Raw genomic sequence first — 18,368 nt, forward strand, 5'->3', positions numbered from 1 at the left:
CACTGGCTCATGGAGATTGATCGCCGAATGCCTTTAAACTGCGCCCCATGATTAAAGATCCCTTTGCAAGACTCGGCCTGGACCGGGAAGTCCTGACTGTCAGCCAGCTCAACGGCCGCGCGCGGGTGTTGCTCGAAGACGTGTTCAGCAACATCTGGGTCGAAGGCGAAATCTCCAACCTCGCCCGCCCGGCGTCCGGCCATGTGTATTTCACCCTCAAGGACAGCGGCGCCCAAGTACGTTGTGCACTGTTCCGGCAGAACGCCGCGCGGGTTCGCCAGGCGCTGAAGGATGGCCTGGCGGTCAAGGTTCGTGGCAAGGTTTCGCTGTTTGAAGGCCGTGGTGACTACCAACTGATTCTCGACACCGTGGAGCCGGCTGGTGACGGTGCCCTGCGCCTGGCCTTCGATGCTTTGAAGGAAAAACTCAGCGCCGAAGGCCTGTTCAGTGCCGAGCGCAAAGTGCCATTGCCGGCGCACCCGCAACGCATCGGCATCATCAGTTCACCCACTGGCGCGGTGATCCGCGACATCATCAGTGTGTTCCGCCGCCGTGCGCCGCAGGTGCAACTGACGTTGATCCCCACCGCCGTGCAAGGCCGCGAAGCCACCGCACAGATTGTCCGCGCACTGAAACTGGCTGACGCCCGTGGTTTCGATGCGTTGATCCTGGCCCGTGGCGGCGGCTCGCTGGAAGACCTCTGGTGTTTCAACGAAGAAGCCGTGGCCCGCGCCGTGGACGCCTGCGTGACGCCGATCGTCAGCGCCGTCGGCCATGAAACCGACGTATCGATCAGTGACTTCGTGGCCGACGTTCGCGCGCCGACGCCGTCCGCCGCCGCCGAACTGCTGGCGCCGGACTCCAGCGATCTGGTGCGTCGGGTCGAAAGCCTGCACCGACGACTGGTGATGCGCATGCGTGACCGCTTGATGCGCGATCGGCTGCGTCTGGAAGGCATCTCTCGCCGCTTGCGCCATCCCGGCGAACGCCTGCGTCAGCAAGCGCAACGCCTGGATGATCTGGACATGCGCCTGCGCCGCGCCTTCGAACGTAGCCTCAATACCCGTCGCGAACGCTTGATCCGTCTGGAAACCCGTCTCGCCGGGCAGCATCCCGGGCGACAACTGGCGATGCTTCGCCAGCGCCTCGACAGCCTCGCCGAGCGCCTGCCTCGGGCCATGCGCGAAGGGCTTAAATCCCGTCGCCTGCAATTGCAAAGTCAGATGCAGACGCTGCATGTGGTCAGCCCGTTGGCGACCCTCGCTCGTGGCTACAGCATTCTGCTGGACGAGCGCGGCAACGCGATCCGCAGCGCCGCGCAAACCCACACCGGCCAGCGCCTGAAAGCCAAACTGGGCGAAGGCGAGCTGCAAGTGCGGGTCGAAGACAATCACCTGACACCTGTCACCCTTTCTTTACTGGATTGATCCATGCCGCGTTTTTTCGCTCCGCTGCTATTGCTGTGCCTGACCTTCAACGCCCATGCCGACAGTTACATCACCCGTCTGTTGAACAAACCGGTACCGGGTGGCGTAGCCGTGGTGGATCTGGGCAGCTCTGCCCAGGCGCCAAAAGCCAGCTATCAAGGCAGACCGGTACTGGTGGTCAAGGAACAGAACAACTGGCTGGCCATCGTCGGCGTGCCGCTGACGGTCAAACCGGGCAGCCAGTCGCTGAGCAGCGGTGGCCGCAACCTGAGCTTCACCGTCGGCAACAAGAAATACCCGGAACAGCACATCACCCTGAAGAATACGCAGCAGGTCAATCCGAACCCGGAAAATCTCAAGCGCATCGAGGGCGAGTTGGCCGAGCAGATCCAGGCTTACCGCAGCTTCAGCCCGAATACTCCGAGCAACCTGTTGCTGGACAAACCGGTCAATGGGCCGTTGTCGAGCAAGTTCGGGGTGCGCCGCTTCTTCAATGGCGAAGAACGCAATCCCCACGCGGGCCTCGACTTTGCAGTGCCCGCCGGCACGCCGATCAAAACCCCGGCCGCCGGCAAGGTAATCCTGATCGGTAACTACTTCTTCAACGGCAACACAGTGTTCGTCGACCACGGCCAGGGCTTTATCAGCATGTTCTGCCACATGTCGAAGATCGACGTGAAAGTCGGCCAGCAACTGGCGCGTGGTGAGGTGGTCGGGAAAGTCGGCTCAACTGGCCGCGCGACCGGGCCGCATATGCACTGGAACGTCAGCTTGAACGATGCGCGGGTGGACCCGGCGATTTTCATTGGTGCGTTTCAGCCATAAGCAGTGGTTGAGGTTGATGGCCTCTTCGCGGGCAAGCCTCGCTCCTACAGTTTTCGGGTGACCGCAACACAAATCTGTAGGAGCGAGGCTTGCCCGCGAAGGCGATGTCACAGGCGCCGCTGACCTGAACTACACCGCCAACCTCCAATTGCGCATCACTCAAGCCTCTCGCAAAAATAAAAACAATCGCTGCCATTCCAAGCAATAAAATCGCGACAAACTATATTTTTCGACTATTCCTCTCAAAGTTTTTCGACTGCTTGCCATCCTTTCCCCCCGCGGTTAGGGTTGAAGACATGAAAACCTCTCACACCCTCATTCAGCTCCGCCAGCACCGCAGCCTGTGCCTCGTCAGTGCACGACTGCCAGGCTGAATCGCGGTGCCTCGTCTGATGCTTTACCAGAACATTTGATCCACCGGCAGGCCGCCTTTTTTCGGCCCACACAATAAGGATTTTCCAATGAGCATGCTCAAAGACCCGTCTTCGAAATACCGCGCGTTCCCGACCATCAACCTGCCGGACCGCACCTGGCCATCGAAGACCATCACTGCAGCGCCGATCTGGTGCAGTTCGGACCTTCGTGACGGCAACCAGTCGTTGATCGAGCCAATGGATGCGGTCAAGAAGCTGCGTTTCTGGAAGACCCTGGTGCAGGTCGGCGTGAAAGAAATCGAAGCCTCGTTCCCGGCCGCTTCGCAAACCGACTTCGACTTCGTGCGTACCCTGATCGAAGGCGGCCACATCCCTGACGACACCACCATTCAGGTGCTGACCCAGGGCCGTGAAGACTTGATCGCGCGTACCTTTGAATCCCTGCGCGGTGCCAAGAAGGCCATCGTTCACCTGTACAACGCGACCTCCCCTTCCTTCCGCCGCATTGTCTTCAACCAGGACAAGGACGGGATCAAGGCCATCGCCGTGAACGCCGCCAAGCTGTTCGTCAAATATGCAGCCCAGCAGCCGGACACCGAGTGGACCTTCGAATACTCGCCAGAAACCTTCAGCGCCACCGAACTGGAATTCGCCAAGGAAGTCTGCGACGCGGTGATCGAGGTGTGGAACCCGACGCCTGAGCACAAGGTGATCCTCAACCTGCCCGCCACCGTCGAATGCGCGACCCCGAACATCTATGCCGACCAGATCGAATGGTTCGGTCGTCACATCAACCGTCGTGACAGCGTGATCATCAGCCTGCACACCCACAACGACCGTGGCACCGGCGTGGCCGCCACCGAGCTGGGCCTGATGGCCGGCGCCGACCGTGTCGAAGGCTGCCTGTTCGGCAACGGCGAGCGTACCGGTAACGTCGATCTCGTCACCGTGGCATTGAACCTCTACACCCAGGGCGTCAACCCTGAGCTGGATTTCTCCGACATCGATGGCGTGCGCAAAGTCGTCGAAGAGTGCAACCAGATTGCGGTGCACCCACGTCACCCGTACGTCGGCGACCTGGTTCACACCGCGTTCTCCGGCTCGCACCAGGATGCAATCCGCAAGGGCTTCGCCCAGCAACAACCGGACGCCCTGTGGGAAGTGCCGTACCTGCCGATCGACCCGGCCGACATTGGCCGCAGCTACGAGGCGGTGATTCGCGTCAACAGCCAGTCGGGCAAGGGCGGTATCGCTTACCTGCTGGAACAGGAATACGGCATCAGCTTGCCGCGCCGTATGCAAATCGAGTTCAGCCAGGTCGTGCAGCGTGAAACCGATCGCCTGGGCCTGGAGATGACCGCCCAGCAGATCCACGCGCTGCTGCACAGCGAGTACTTGCAGGCCAACACCCCGTACGCTCTGGTCAGCCATCGCTTGCAGGAAGAAAACGGTCACAGCGCCGTGGAAGTCGAAGTCTCCAGCAAAGGTCAGGGCGAAACCAACCTGCACTGGCGCGGCAAGGGCAACGGTGCCCTGGAAGCACTGGTGGCCGGCCTGCCGATCCCGGTGGAAATCATGGACTACAACGAACACGCCATCGGCGCGGGCACCAATGCCAAGGCTGCGGCCTACATTGAATTGCGGGTGAATGGTGAGCGTGCGGTGCATGGCGTCGGCATCGACGAGAACATCACCACTGCCAGCTTCAAGGCCCTGTTCAGCGCACTGAACCGCTCCCTGAGCCAGCCGGAAGCGAAAGCGGCGTAAGCTCCGCTGCAATGCAAAAGGCCCCGGGGTGAGAACCTCGGGGCCTTTTTTGTTGATCAACGATCGATCAGGTGAACTCGAAGGTATCCGCATCCAGATTCGCCGGGAACCGTGTGCGATACGCCGCCAGTTCCGCCGCGTCCAGTACGACCTTGAACACACCATCGGCATCACCTGCACCGAGCAGCGTCTCGCCCTGAAAATCCAGGACCTGACTGTCACCGGTATACGCAAAGCCTTTGCCATCGGTACCGATACGGTTCACCGCCGCCACATAGCAGAGGTTTTCGATCGCCCGTGCCGGCAGCAATCGGTTCCAGTGCTGACGCCGTGCGCCCGGCCAGTTGGCGGTGTACAGCAGCAAGTCAGTGTCTTGCGGATCACGACTCCAGACCGGGAAGCGCAGGTCGTAGCAAATCAGCGGCCGCACTCGCCACCCCTTCAATTCGAACTGCACCTGACGCTCGCCCGGGGTGTAGTGGTTGTTCTCCCCCGCCATGCGGAACAAGTGACGCTTGTCGTAGTGCCACAACTCCCCGTCCGGCCGTGCCCACAACAGACGATTGCGATGGCTGCCGTCAGCCGCCTGGACGATGATGCTGCCGGTCACCACCGCGCCCAGCTTCGCTGCCTGAGCCCGCATCCATTTACTGGTGGGGCCATTTTCCGGCTCGGCGAGGGCTTCCGACTCCATGGAGAAACCGGTGGTGAACATCTCCGGCAGGATGATCAGGTCCGCGCCACGAGCCTGTTCCAGCAGCGGCTCGAAATGCTCCAGATTGGCCTGACGATCGTGCCAGGCCAGGGTGGTCTGGATCAGCGCAAGATTCAGATTGGGCAGAGTACTCAGATCACGCATAGTTTTGCCGCTGCTTCACGCAGGGTCTCCTCACGCTTGGCAAAGCACAGACGCACCAGGCGCTGGCCTTCAGGTGGAGTCTGGTAGAACACCGAGATCGGAATGCTCGCGACGCCATGCTCGCGGGTCATCCACAGCGCCATCTCGACGTCATTGAGGTCCGGGCGAATCTGCGAGTAATCGACCAACTGGAAATAAGTACCGGCCACGCGGGTAAAACTGAAGCGCGACGGCGTCAGCAGATCGCAGAACAGATCACGCTTGGCCTGATAGAAGCCCGGCAGCTCTTCGACGTGTTCCGGGTGCTCGGCCATGTAATCGGCCAACGCGTACTGCAACGGCGTCACGCCGCAGAAACTGACGTACTGGTGCACCTTGCGCAGCTCCGCGCTAAGGGCCGGCGGCGCCACGACATAACCGGTTTTCCAACCGGTGACGTGGTACGTCTTGCCGAACGAACTGACCACGAAAGCGCGCTGATACAACTCTTCATGGGCCAATACACTGGCGTGAGACACACCGTCGAACACCAGGTGTTCGTAGACTTCGTCGCTGATCACATAGATGTCGCGGTCGCGGATCAATGCCGCCAACTGATCCAGCTCGGCACGGCTGATCAGCGCACCGCTTGGGTTGTGCGGGGTATTGAGGATGATCATCCGCGTGCGCGGGCTCAGGGCTTCGGCGAGCTTCTGGAAGTCGATGGCGAAGTCCTTCAGGCCGAGTTGCACATGCACACAGCGACCACCGGCCAGCTCGACCGAGGGCTCGTAGCTGTCGTAGCACGGATCGAACACGATCACTTCATCGCCGCTGTGGATCACCGCCTGAATCGCGCAGAAGATCGCCTGGGTCGCGCCGGGGGTGACCGTCACTTCGCTGTCGGCATCAACATGCGCGCCGTAGCTGCGAGCGATCTTCGCCGCGATCTGCTGACGCAACGCCGGCAAGCCGGTCATCGGCGAATATTGATTGTGGCCACTGGCGATATGCCGACCGACCGCATCGCGCAGGGCCTGCGGACCGTCGAAATCGGGAAAACCCTGGGACAGATTGATCGCCCCGGTTTGCGCCGCGAGCTGAGACATCTGCGTGAAGATAGTGATGCCGACATTCGGCAGCTTACTGGTGATCATCGGTGATTCCCTGGGCTACACCCGGCTCTAACGGCGGCACGGGAGAGCCCGAGGATAGCCCAAACGACGCCCACAAAAAAAGGGCGCCAACCGGCACCCTTCTTCTAATGTACACCGCATAACTTGTGGCGAGGGAGCAAGCTCCCTCGCCACAACAAGCCCTCACAAAAAGAGTGAGGCCTTGAATCAGCGCTTGTCGCGGCGCTTCTTGTCGGCCTTTTTGTGGTGCGACATCAAACGACGCTTCTTGTTGACCTGACGGTCGGTGAGCGAGTTCTTGTTGCCTTCGTACGGGTTCTCGCCGCCCTTGAACTCGATGCGGATCGGCGTACCGACCAGCTTGAGCACACGACGGTAAGTGTTTTCCAGGTAACGGACGTAAGACTTCGGCACCTTCTCGATCTGGTTACCGTGGATCACGATGATCGGCGGGTTCGCACCACCCAAGTGGGCATAACGCAGCTTGATCCGGCGGTTGTTGACCATCGGTGGCGCGTGCTCGCCGACCGCATCTTCCAGAATCTGGGTCAGGCGGTTGGTCGGCCAGCGGGTGACCGCGGACTTGAACGAGTTCTGTACCGACGCGTAGAGATTACCTACGCCAGTGCCGTGCAGGGCCGAGATGAAGTGGATGTCGGCGAAGTCGACAAAGAACAGTCGACGTTGCAGCTCGACCTTCACGAAATCGCGCTCGCTCGGCGTCATGCCGTCCCACTTGTTGATCGCGATCACCAGCGCACGACCGGCTTCAAGGGCAAAGCCCAGCAGGTTGAGGTCGTGGTCCACCACGCCTTCGCGGGCGTCCATCACGAAGATCACCACGTTGGCGTCTTTGATCGCCTGCAGGGTTTTGACCACGGAGAACTTTTCGACTTCTTCGTGGATCTTGCCGCGCTTGCGCACACCGGCGGTGTCGATCAGCGTGTACTTCTCGTCGTTACGCTCGAACGGGATGTAGATACTGTCGCGGGTAGTACCGGGCTGGTCATACACGATCACCCGGTCTTCACCGAGCATGCGATTGACCAGAGTCGACTTGCCGACGTTCGGACGGCCAATGATGGCGATCTTGATACCGTCTTTTTCGCTTGGGCCAGGAATGCGCTTGGCTTCCTCACCTTCGGCAACGATCTCTTCCTCTTCGCCTTCTTGCGGTTCTTCTTCGTCTTTCGGGAAGTCGCTCAGGGCGATTTCCAGCATCTGGGTGATGCCACGACCATGGGCACCGGCGATCGGGATCGCGTGGCCCATGCCCAACGGGGCGAATTCGGCGCGGGCCATTTCAGGGTCGATGTTGTCGACCTTGTTGGCGACCACATAGGAACGCTTATTACGCTTGCGCAAGTGCTCGGCGATCATCTGGTCGGCGGCGGTAAAACCGGCCTTGGCATCTACCAGGAACAGAACGACATCCGCTTCTTCAATGGCCAGCAGCGACTGCTCGGCCATTTTTTCGTCCATACCGTGCTCGTCACCGGAGATACCACCAGTGTCGACCAGAATGTAGGAACGCCCTTGCCACTTGGCCTCACCGTATTGGCGATCACGGGTCAGACCGGACAAGTCGCCGACAATGGCGTCGCGAGTCCTGGTCAGGCGGTTGAACAAGGTGGACTTGCCGACGTTCGGTCGGCCCACCAGGGCGATTACGGGAACCATGCGGCTCTCCACTTCGTTATTTCAGAAAATACAAAAGCCGCTGCGAGGCAGCGGCTGGTGCTCGGGGCAGCGCTTGAAAGCGCTGCGAGCCTTGCAGAACAAGGCCGCTTGGGGGTTAAACCCCAAGCATAGTCTTTACTTGATGGTCAGGGCTTCCAGTTTGCCGCTGTTGCCATACACATAAATCGTGTCACCCACCACCAGCGGACGGGCACGCAGGCCGTCGCTGTCGATGCGCTCGCGGCCGACGAAACGACCGTCCACCTGACTCAGCAGGTGCAGGTAACCTTCCAGGTCACCGACTGCAACGTAGCTGGAGAACACTTCCGGAGCCGACAGTTGACGGCGGGCCAACGAATCGTTGCTCCACAATGCAGTGGTGGAACGCTCGTCGACGCCTTCAACAGTGCCCGAAGACAGGCTCACGTAGACGCTGCCAAAACCCTGGGCGACGCCGGCATAACTGGAAGCATCACGCTGCCAGAGCTGACGACCGCTTTCCAGGTCCAGTGCCGCGACGCGCCCCTGGTAGCTGGCGACATACAGTGTACCGCCGGACAGCAGCAAGCCACCGTCGATATCGACCACACGCTCAAGCTCCGAACGACCTTGTGGAATCGCTACACGCTGTTCCCAAACCGGCACGCCGTTGGACACATCAAGAGCAACCACTTTACCGGTCGACAGGCCAGCCACCGCGAGGCGGTTGGTGACGATCGGTGCGCTGGTGCCGCGCAGGGTCAGGACCGCTGGCGTGCTGTCGTACAACCAGCGCTGGTTGCCGGTGGAGGCATCCAGACCGATCAGACGGTCATCCTGGGTCTGAACCACAACAACGTCACCGTTGGTGGCCGGTGGTGCGAGAACTTCGCTGGTCACGCGAGCGCGCCATTTCTCTTCACCGCTGCTGGCATCCAGGGCAACGATTTCGCCCTTGAGCGTGCCGATCATGACCAGACCGTAACCCACGCCAACGGCACCGGAGACAGGCAGTTCGAGATCTTTCTTCCACTTGACGTCGCCATTGCTGCGATCCATCGCCATCACCACACCGGTGACGTCGGCGGCATAGATGGTATCGCCATCGATCGCCGGAACCAGCATGTTGTAGGTTTCGCCCTGACCGTTACCGATCGAACGACTCCACTGCTTGTGCAGAACCACTTCTTCTTTGAAGTCGGTCAGCTCGGCCGGTGGCAACTCTTTTTTGCTGTTGCTGCTGCAACCCGCGGCCAGAATGGCCAGAGCCAGCAATGCTGCATGTTTCCAACGGATCACGTCACGCATCCCCTTTGGCCAGGTCGTCCAGCTTGATTTGTAGGCCACCGACCGCCGCTTCATCCGACAGTGCCGCCTTGGCTTTTTGATACGCAGCGTTCGCTTCGTCGGTACGACCCAGTTGTACCAGCAGGTCACCCTTGAGTTCTTCGCGAGTGGCCAGGAAGGCCTTATCGGCATCGCCTTCGAGCAGTTTCAGGGCTTCATCGACCTTGCTCTGCGCAGCCAGCACCTGCGCCAGGCGCTGACGGGCGATTTCACCGAGTGCCGGGTTGGCCGGTTTGTCGACAATGGCTTTCAGTTCGCTGGCAGCGTCGTCCAGCTTGCCGCTGTCGACCGCGACTTTCGCCACGAACAGGCTGCCGTATTGCGCGTAGGCAGTGCCGCCGAACTCGCTGTTGAGCTTGCCGGCCAGATCCGAAACACGTGCAGCATCAGGCTTGCCGTCAGGCGTCAGCGTGGTTTCCAGCAATTGCTGGTAGAGAATCGAGGCGCCTTGCGACTGATTGCTCTGATACTTCTGAAAGGCCTGCCAGCCGAACACGATGACCAACGCCAACAGACCGCCAGTAACCAGGGGCTTGCCGTTGCGTGTCCACCACTCCTTCAACTCCGCCACATGTTCGTCTTCGGTACTCGACACCCCAATACTCCTTAATCGCTAAATCGGCTGTTTGACAGCTTCAACCCTGCACGACGCAGGTGGCCAGGTGTGCAGCAAGCGCATCCCAGGCAATGCTTTGTTGTTCGCCCTGGCCACGCAGGGGTTTGAAACCTACCACTTGCTGGGCCATTTCGTCGTCACCGAGGATCAATGCGTACAGCGCACCGCTCTTGTCGGCCTTCTTGAACTGGCTTTTGAAGCTGCCGCCCCCGGCATTGATTTGCAGGCGCAGGTTGGGCAGTTGATCACGAACACGCTCGCTCAGGGTCAGGCCGGCCAGCTCGGCGGCTTCACCGAAGGCGCAGAGGTAGACGTCAACCTGACGGGAGATCTCTTCGGGGATCTGCTCCAGGGTTTCAAGCAGCAGCACCAGACGCTCGATGCCCATGGCGAAACCGACGCCTGGGGTCGGCTTGCCGCCCATCTGCTCCACCAGACCGTCGTAACGACCACCGGCACATACCGTGCCTTGGGCGCCCAATTGGTCGGTGACCCATTCGAATACGGTCTTGCTGTAGTAATCCAGCCCGCGAACCAGCTTCGGGTTGATCACATAAGGAATGCCGGCGGCGTCCAGGCGAGCCTTGAGGCCCTCGAAGTGCACGCGGGATTCTTCGTCGAGGTAGTCGGCCATTTTCGGCGCGTCGGCCAGCACCGCTTGAGTGTCGGCGTTCTTGGTATCCAGGACCCGCAGCGGGTTGGTCTTCAGACGGCGCTGGCTGTCTTCGTCCAGTTGATCCAGGCGAGCGGTCAGGTACTCGACCAGTGCTTCGCGATAACGACCACGGGATTCGGCAGTGCCCAAGCTGTTGAGTTCGAGCTTGACCGCATCGCGGATACCCAGCTCGCCCCACAGGCGCCAGGTCAGCACGATCAGCTCGGCGTCGATGTCCGGACCGTCGAGGTTGAAGACTTCACAACCAATCTGGTGGAACTGGCGATAACGGCCTTTCTGCGGACGTTCGTGGCGGAACATCGGGCCGATGTACCAGAGCTTCTGCACCTGGCCGCCGCCGGTAATGCCGTGTTCGAGCACCGCACGCACGCAGGCCGCGGTGCCTTCAGGACGCAGGGTCAGGGAATCGCCGTTGCGGTCTTCGAAGGTGTACATCTCTTTTTCGACGATGTCGGTCACTTCACCGATGGAGCGCTTGAACAGCTCGGTGAACTCGACGATCGGCATGCGGATCTGCTTGTAACCGTAGTTATCCAGCAAACGCGAAACGGTGCCCTCGAAATGACGCCACAGGGGAGTCTGTTCGGGCAGGATGTCGTTCATGCCACGGATGGCTTGCAGAGACTTGCTCACTTTAAATCCTTAAATTCGTTCGGCTCTTTAGTCAGGCTCAGCCGCGAGCGATTACAGCAGCGTCGGCTTCGACCTTTTCGGCCGCTTTCTGGCGGATCAAGCGTTCAAGCTCATCCACCAGATTGTCATTCGTCAGTTTCTGCGACGGCTTGCCGTCGATGTAAATCAGGTTTGGCGTGCCGCCGGTCAAGCCGATATGGGCTTCCTTGGCTTCGCCCGGCCCGTTGACCACGCAACCGATTACCGCGACATCCAGCGGCACCAGCAAGTCTTCGAGACGCCCTTCCAGCTCGTTCATGGTTTTGACCACATCGAAGTTCTGCCGCGAGCAGCTCGGGCAGGCGATGAAGTTGATGCCACGGGAACGCAGGTGCAGGGATTTGAGAATGTCGTAGCCGACTTTCACTTCCTCGACCGGGTCGGCCGCCAACGAGATGCGAATAGTATCGCCAATCCCTTCGGCGAGCAGCATACCGAGGCCCACGGCGGATTTCACTGTGCCTGAACGCAAACCACCGGCTTCGGTGATGCCCAAGTGCAATGGCTGGACGATTTCCTTGGCCAGCAAGCGGTAGGCTTCAACGGCCATGAACACGTCGGAAGCTTTTACGCTGACCTTGAAGTCCTGGAAATTCAGGCGTTCGAGGTGTTCGACGTGACGCAGGGCAGACTCGACCAGCGCGGCCGGAGTCGGCTCGCCATATTTCTTTTGCAGGTCTTTTTCCAGGGAACCGGCGTTCACGCCGATACGGATTGGAATCCCGCGATCACGGGCGGCATCGACCACCGCACGTACGCGGTCTTCACGACCGATGTTGCCTGGGTTGATGCGCAGGCAATCGACCCCCAGTTCGGCTACGCGCAGAGCGATCCTGTAGTCGAAGTGGATGTCGGCCACCAACGGCACCTTGACCAGTTGCTTGATCATGCCGAAGGCTTCGGCGGCGTCCATGTCCGGCACCGAAACCCGAACGATATCGACGCCAGCGGCTTCCAGACGATTGATCTGGGCCACGGTGGCGGCCACGTCATTGGTGTCGCTGTTGGTCATGCTCTGCACAGCGATGGGCGCATCGCCGCCAACAGGCACGTTACCGACCCAGATTTTCCGGGATTCGCGACGCTTGATTGGAGATTCGCCGTGCATGACTTATTGACCTAACTTCAGGCGAGCAGTCTCGCCACTGGTGAACGGAGCGACATCAACTACCTGCCCGTTGTAGCTGACCTGCGCGCCACGGGCGAAGCCCAGACGCACGGCAAAGGGCGGCTTGCCGCTGACGGAAACACTATCGCCTTTACGCTTGAGACCACTCAACAACACTTTACCCGTGCCGTCGGTCACTTGAGTCCAGCAATCGGCGCTGAATTGCAGTTGAACCTGGCCCTGGCCCGCAACCGGAGCTGCTGGAGCAGCAGCTGCAACGGCCGGCGCAATCGGAGCCGTCGCAACCGCTGCCGGTGTCGCGACAACCGGAGCAGTATTGTGGGCCGGAGCCGCAGGTGTTGCTACCGGGGCTGCTGGAGCGGGTGTTGGCGCCGGCGCGCTTGCTTCAGCGTTGACAGGCTCCTCAGCCTGCGGCAACGCCAGAGGCGTTTCACCTTCAGACTCACCTTGCGCAACCGCCTGGTCTTCCGGCTCGTCCAGCGGATGGATCTGGGTGGTGCCATCGGCGCCTTCGACTTCAACGTGTTCCGGAGCCAGGCTGACCAGGTCCTTGGTGCGCAATGAAGTTTGATCCTGCCACCAGACAAAACCACCACCAATCACCGCGATCAGCAACAGCAGACTGACAATTCGCAAAATAGTGTGGGAAACCCGAACCGGCTCTTCGATACGCCCCAGGCTGTGGACGTTGCTGCCCTGGGAGTCGGTGCCGGTGGATTGGTCGAACTGCTGAACCAGAACAGCCTGGTCCATGCCCAGCAATTTGGCGTACGCGCGAATATAGCCACGAGCAAAGGTGTGGCCAGGCAGCTTGTCAAAAGCGCCGGCTTCCAGATTACTCAGGGAATTGACGGTGAGGTTGAGCTTGAGGGCCACTTCGGCCAGCGACCAGCCATTGCTTTCGCGGGCCTGGCGCAAAGTCTCACCGGGGTTAACGCGATTCGCTGCTACAACTTCGGGATGCGCCGCTTTCATCATTGCTCCGACAGGTATTGCTGATATTCCGGCGTACCGGGATAGAGTCGTTTTAATTGCAGGCCATAACTGGCGGCCTTGTCGCGATCTTCAAACACTTTTGCCAGTCGAACGCCGAGCAATAGACTACGTGCATTTTGCTCGGTGAGCAGGCTAAAACGATCGTAATAGTCACGCGCGGGCACATAATGCCTGTCTTCGAATGACAACTCAGCCATTTCCAGCAAGGCACGTGGCTGTTGGCGGTTCAAACGCAGGGCTTTTTCCAGTTGCTGGCGAGCCAGGTCACGCTGGCCCAGCTTTGAAGCGGTCATGCCGAGGTTCTCGAAAACCCGCGAACGCTCAGGATACAGAGTATCGGCGGCGGCCTGTTCAAAGCGCTCGTACGCCTCTTTGTAACGTTTTTCTTCGAACAGAAAACTGCCGTAGTTGTTCAGGATTCGCGCATCGGCGGGACGGGAAGACAGTGCCTTGCGAAAATGCTGATCGGCCAGTTCCGGCTCCATCTCGGCCTGGAACACCAGCCCCAACGCCGCGTTGGCGTCAGCATCCGAGTCATCCAGTTCCAACGCCTTCTTCAGCGGGACCTTGGCGCGCTCGGTCATGCCCTGCTGCAAGTACCCCAGGCCCAGCTGCACGTAGGCGGCACGCGCTTCATCACGGCCCTTGCTGGTCTTCATCGGGTTGAAATCGCCCGACAGGACACAACCAGCACACAGGCTGGCCAACAGCACAAGCAGCGCGAAGCGCAGGGACATAGAGATCCTCTCTTAATTATTGTTCGCAGCGTTTTGCGGCATATCGTTGTCGGCGCTCAACTCACGCACGGCGATATAGCGTTCGCTGCGACGGGTGCGATCCAGCACCTGCCCTACCAACTGGCCACACGCGGCATCGATGTCTTCACCGCGGGTGGTACGCACGGTGACGTTGAAGCCTGCATGGTGAAGCTGATCCTGGAAACGGCGAATCGCATTGTTGCTCGGACGCTCGTAACCGGAGTGCGGGAACGGGTTGAACGGAATCAGGTTGATCTTGCACGGAACATTCTTGAGCAACTCGATCATTTCGACCGCGTGTTCGACCTTGTCGTTGACGTCCTTGAGCAAGGTGTACTCGATGGTCAGTACGCGCTTTTCGCCCAGGGACGACATGTAGCGCTGACACGATTCCAGCAGCATCTTAAGCGGATACTTCTTGTTGATCGGCACCAATTGGTTACGCAATGCGTCATTCGGTGCGTGCAGGGACAACGCCAGGGAAACATCGATGTGCTTGGACAGCTCATCGATCATTGGCACCACACCCGAAGTCGACAGGGTTACGCGGCGCTTGGAGATGCCATAGCCCAGGTCATCCATCATCAGATGCATGGCGGCCACGACGTTGTCGAAGTTCAGCAGCGGCTCACCCATGCCCATCATCACCACGTTGGTGATGGCACGGTCGACGGTTGCCGGGACGCTGCCAAAGGATTTGTTGGCAATCCACACCTGGCCGATGACTTCGGCGGCGGTGAGGTTGCTATTGAAACCTTGCTTGCCGGTGGAGCAGAAACTGCAGTCCAGGGCACAGCCTGCCTGGGACGAAACGCACAAGGTGCCGCGTTTGCCCTGGGGAATGTAAACGGTCTCGACGCAGCTGCCGGACGCCACGCGCACCACCCACTTACGGGTGCCGTCGCTGGAGATGTCCTCGCTGACCACTTCCGGACCACGAATTTCAGCAACAGCCTTGAGCTTTTCGCGCAAGGCCTTGCTGACGTTCGTCATGGCGTCGAAATCATCGACACCAAAGTGGTGAATCCATTTCATTACCTGACCGGCACGGAAACGCTTCTCCCCGATTGAGTCGAAGAATTTTTCCATTTCCTGTTGAGTCAGACCCAGCAGGTTGGTTTTTACAGTCGATGTAGTCATGGATTCACCTTCACTCTTAAGCCAATGCTTAGCGAGTGGTTACTTCAGTAGCTGCGAAGAAGTACGAGATTTCGCGAGCAGCAGCGGCTTCGGAGTCCGAACCGTGTACGGCGTTGGCGTCGATGGAATCAGCGAAGTCAGCGCGGATGGTGCCAGGAGCAGCTTCTTTAGGGTTGGTAGCGCCCATCAGCTCACGGTTCAGAGCGATAGCGTTTTCGCCTTCCAGAACCTGAACGACAACCGGACCGGAAATCATGAAAGCAACCAGGTCGTTGAAGAAACCACGAGCGCTGTGCTCAGCGTAGAAGCCTTCAGCTTCGGCTTTGGACAGTTGCTTCAGTTTCGAAGCTACAACGCGCAGGCCTGCTTTTTCGAAACGAGTGGTGATCTCGCCGATGACATTTTTAGCAACAGCGTCAGGCTTGATGATGGAGAAAGTACGTTGAACAGCCATGGTGTAACTCCAGAAACGGTAATTTGCGAAAAATTAAACCCGCGAATTATACGCGGGTTCTTTGGTATTGCCTAACTGCGTACGGTGCAGACTCAGTCTGCTTCTTCGATCCAGGCGGCCTGAATGGCTTCAAGCACCTTCTCGCCACCGCGTGTCGGATCATCACTGAACTCCGGCAATGCCAGCACCCACTGGTGCAGATCGACGAAGTTCACGTAACGCGGGTCCACATCCGGCTTTGACTCAGCCAGCTGGATCGCGATTTCCAGCACATCAACCCATTTCAGGCTCATGAAAGTTCCTTGAATCAGTGCGGCGCTTCGGCGGCATGGTTGAGCGAGTACTTCGGAATTTCGACGGTCAGGTCTTCAGTCCCGACTTTTGCCTGACAGGCCAGACGCGACTGGGCTTCCAGCCCCCAAGCCTTATCAAGATAGTCTTCCTCCAGCTCATCAGCCTCTTCCAGCGAGTCGAAACCCTCACGAATGATGCAGTGACAAGTGGTGCACGCGCAGACGCCGCCGCAAGCGCTTTCCATCTCGATATGGTGTTCATGGGCCAGCTCGAGAATGGATATGCCGGGCTCAGCCTCCACAACCATGCCTTCCGGGCAGAACTTCTCGTGTGGCAGAAAAATGACCTGCGGCATCAATTATTCCTCGATTTCATTCAGATTGCGCCCCGCCAGAGCGGCTTTCACCGTCGAGTCCAGGCGGCGGGCAGCAAAGGCATCGGTCACTTGCGACAGACGTTTGGTCTGCTGCTCAATGGCGTAACCATCGGTGCCTTTCATCAATTCGGTCAGTTCCTGCATCTGCAATTCGATGACCATGCGCTCTTCGGCGTCGAGCAAGCGTTCGCCGTCGACATCCAGAGCACCCTGCACTGCTTCGATCAGGCGCTGGGCATCGACCTGCTGTTCACGCAATACACGGGCGACCTTGTCGTCATTGGCGTGCTGGAACGAATCCTTGAGCATTTTGGCGATTTCGCCGTCGGTCAGGCCGTAGGACGGTTTGACCTGAATGCTGGCTTCGACACCCGAACCCAATTCGCGGGCCGAGACACTGAGCAGACCGTCGGCATCGACCTGGAAGGTCACGCGAATCTTCGCCGCACCAGCAACCATCGCTGGAATACCGCGCAATTCGAAGCGTGCCAGGGAGCGGCAGTCGCTGATCAACTCACGCTCGCCCTGCAATACGTGGATCGCCATGGCCGACTGGCCGTCTTTATAAGTGGTGAAGTCCTGGGCCCGGGCAACAGGGATGGTGGTGTTGCGCGGAATCACCTTCTCCATCAGGCCGCCCATGGTTTCCAGCCCCAGGGACAACGGAATCACGTCGAGCAACAGCAGTTCGCCGCCGTCACGCTTATTGCCAGCCAGGGTATCGGCCTGGATCGCAGCACCGATGGCCACGACTTGGTCCGGGTCGATTTCGGTCAGCGGTTCACGACCGAAGGCTTGCGCAACGGCTTCGCGAACGCGCGGTACGCGAGTCGAGCCGCCGACCATGACCACCGCATGAACGTCTTCCAGCTCAATGCCGGAATCACGCACCGCACGACGACAGGCTTTCAGGCTGCGAGCAACCATTGGCTCGATCAGCGCATTGAACGCTTCACGGGTCAGCCCGGCCTTCCAGTCGCCATACGCGACTTCGACGGACGAGGAATTGGTCAGGGCTTCTTTGGCCGCACACGCGGTTTGCAGCAGATTGCGCTGCTCGCCCGGATCGAGGTCGGCCGACAGACCGGCACTCTCGATGATCCAACCAGCAATGGCGTGATCGAAGTCATCGCCACCCAAAGCGCTGTCGCCGCCGGTAGCCAGCACTTCGAACACACCGCCGGTCAGACGCAGAATCGAAATATCAAAGGTGCCGCCGCCCAGGTCATAAATGGCAACCAGGCCTTCAGCCTGTTGATCCAGACCGTAAGCCACCGCAGCAGCGGTCGGTTCATTGAGCAAGCGCAGCACGTTCAGGCCGGCCAACTTGGCCGCATCCTTGGTGGCTTGACGCTGAGCATCATCGAAATAGGCCGGAACGGTGATCACTGCGCCGACCAGTTCGCCACCCAAGGTCGCTTCAGCGCGCTGACGCAGCACCTTGAGGATATCGGCGGAGACTTCGACCGGGCTTTTCGGGCCTTGCACCGTGTCGATGAACGGCATGTGCGACTCGCCGTCGACAAAACGGTATGGCAGCTGATCGCCCAATTGCTTGACGTCGGACAAACCACGTCCCATCAAGCGCTTGACCGACAGCACAGTGTTCAGAGGATCGGTAGCGGCAGCCAGTTTGGCCGATTCGCCGACCTCGACGCGATCGGCGTGATAGCGCACGGCAGACGGCAGGATAACCCGCCCTTGCGCATCGGCCAGAGGCTCGGAAAGACCACTGCGCAATGCAGCGACCAGCGAATTGGTAGTGCCCAAGTCGATCCCCACAGCCAGACGACGCTGGTGCGGTTGAGGACTTTGGCCGGGTTCGGCGATCTGCAGTAGGGCCATCGTGATCAGGACTTATCTGTATATCAGGCGTGCGACCGG

At 59.6% G+C, this 18,368-nt stretch carries 17 protein-coding genes; 3 read left to right on the forward strand and 14 right to left on the reverse strand.

The features are described 5' to 3' along the window. Positions 1-47 precede the first annotated feature (47 nt). The 3 genes from xseA to leuA all read left to right on the forward strand — a co-directional run bounded on the left by xseA (position 48) and on the right by leuA (position 4,393). Positions 48-1,427, forward strand: a complete 1,380-nt coding sequence (xseA, locus tag AC1RL4_RS23820; RefSeq protein ID WP_204125300.1) for an exodeoxyribonuclease VII large subunit — start codon at positions 48-50, stop codon at positions 1,425-1,427. A 3-nt stretch (positions 1,428-1,430) separates the two neighbouring features. Further along, the gene (locus AC1RL4_RS23825; protein WP_028939192.1) at positions 1,431-2,252 is read left to right on the forward strand and encodes a peptidoglycan DD-metalloendopeptidase family protein; all 822 of its coding nucleotides are present in this window, start codon (positions 1,431-1,433) and stop codon (positions 2,250-2,252) included. Positions 2,253-2,713: 461 nt separating this feature from the next. After that, positions 2,714-4,393 carry a 2-isopropylmalate synthase gene (leuA, locus tag AC1RL4_RS23830; RefSeq protein ID WP_018927056.1) on the forward strand — a complete coding sequence of 560 codons (1,680 nt, stop codon included), beginning with the start codon at positions 2,714-2,716 and terminating at the stop codon, positions 4,391-4,393. Positions 4,394-4,460: 67 nt separating this feature from the next. Here leuA and AC1RL4_RS23835 read toward each other — a convergent pair whose 3' ends face one another. The 14 genes from AC1RL4_RS23835 to hscA form a co-directional block, all read right to left on the reverse strand. Further along, a complete protein-coding gene (locus tag AC1RL4_RS23835) occupies positions 4,461-5,252 on the reverse strand; it encodes an amidohydrolase (protein WP_028939365.1) in 792 nt (263 codons plus the stop codon). Continuing rightward, positions 5,240-6,388 (reverse strand): pyridoxal phosphate-dependent aminotransferase, encoded by a 1,149-nt coding sequence (locus AC1RL4_RS23840; protein ID WP_019581055.1) that lies wholly within the window; start codon positions 6,386-6,388, stop codon positions 5,240-5,242. Before AC1RL4_RS23840 ends, AC1RL4_RS23835 begins: the two co-directional genes overlap by 13 nt. Before the next feature lie 186 nt (positions 6,389-6,574). Further along, complete coding sequence (gene der / locus AC1RL4_RS23845) at positions 6,575-8,047, reverse strand: ribosome biogenesis GTPase Der (protein WP_018927059.1); 1,473 nt, start codon at positions 8,045-8,047, stop codon at positions 6,575-6,577. 135 nt (positions 8,048-8,182) lie between these two features. Then, entirely contained in the window at positions 8,183-9,334 is a 1,152-nt protein-coding gene (gene bamB, locus AC1RL4_RS23850) for an outer membrane protein assembly factor BamB (RefSeq protein WP_019581056.1), read from the reverse strand. Then, positions 9,327-9,968 carry a tetratricopeptide repeat protein gene (locus AC1RL4_RS23855; protein ID WP_028939190.1) on the reverse strand — a complete coding sequence of 214 codons (642 nt, stop codon included), beginning with the start codon at positions 9,966-9,968 and terminating at the stop codon, positions 9,327-9,329. The genes bamB and AC1RL4_RS23855 overlap by 8 nt, the downstream gene beginning before the upstream one ends. A gap of 40 nt (positions 9,969-10,008) precedes the next feature. Further along, positions 10,009-11,298 carry a histidine--tRNA ligase gene (hisS, locus tag AC1RL4_RS23860; protein ID WP_018927062.1) on the reverse strand — a complete coding sequence of 430 codons (1,290 nt, stop codon included), beginning with the start codon at positions 11,296-11,298 and terminating at the stop codon, positions 10,009-10,011. Positions 11,299-11,335: 37 nt separating this feature from the next. Next, entirely contained in the window at positions 11,336-12,445 is a 1,110-nt protein-coding gene (ispG, locus tag AC1RL4_RS23865; protein ID WP_230174301.1) for a flavodoxin-dependent (E)-4-hydroxy-3-methylbut-2-enyl-diphosphate synthase, read from the reverse strand. A 3-nt stretch (positions 12,446-12,448) separates the two neighbouring features. Beyond that, positions 12,449-13,441, reverse strand: coding sequence for a RodZ domain-containing protein (locus AC1RL4_RS23870; RefSeq protein WP_028939189.1), 993 nt, complete (start codon positions 13,439-13,441; stop codon positions 12,449-12,451). Further along, positions 13,441-14,199 (reverse strand): type IV pilus biogenesis/stability protein PilW, encoded by a 759-nt coding sequence (gene pilW / locus AC1RL4_RS23875; RefSeq protein ID WP_018927064.1) that lies wholly within the window; start codon positions 14,197-14,199, stop codon positions 13,441-13,443. Before pilW ends, AC1RL4_RS23870 begins: the two co-directional genes overlap by 1 nt. Before the next feature lie 12 nt (positions 14,200-14,211). Then, positions 14,212-15,360 (reverse strand): dual-specificity RNA methyltransferase RlmN, encoded by a 1,149-nt coding sequence (gene rlmN / locus AC1RL4_RS23880; RefSeq protein ID WP_028939188.1) that lies wholly within the window; start codon positions 15,358-15,360, stop codon positions 14,212-14,214. 28 nt (positions 15,361-15,388) lie between these two features. Beyond that, entirely contained in the window at positions 15,389-15,814 is a 426-nt protein-coding gene (gene ndk, locus AC1RL4_RS23885; protein ID WP_018927065.1) for a nucleoside-diphosphate kinase, read from the reverse strand. 92 nt (positions 15,815-15,906) lie between these two features. Further along, positions 15,907-16,107, reverse strand: a complete 201-nt coding sequence (gene iscX / locus AC1RL4_RS23890) for a Fe-S cluster assembly protein IscX (protein ID WP_007941386.1) — start codon at positions 16,105-16,107, stop codon at positions 15,907-15,909. Positions 16,108-16,121: 14 nt separating this feature from the next. Beyond that, complete coding sequence (gene fdx, locus AC1RL4_RS23895; protein ID WP_018927066.1) at positions 16,122-16,463, reverse strand: ISC system 2Fe-2S type ferredoxin; 342 nt, start codon at positions 16,461-16,463, stop codon at positions 16,122-16,124. Positions 16,464-16,466: 3 nt separating this feature from the next. Further along, entirely contained in the window at positions 16,467-18,329 is a 1,863-nt protein-coding gene (gene hscA / locus AC1RL4_RS23900) for a Fe-S protein assembly chaperone HscA (RefSeq protein ID WP_019647769.1), read from the reverse strand. Between the last annotated feature and the right edge of the window lie 39 nt (positions 18,330-18,368).

This window comes from Pseudomonas sp. GW822-FHT07A10 (assembly GCF_058798795.1).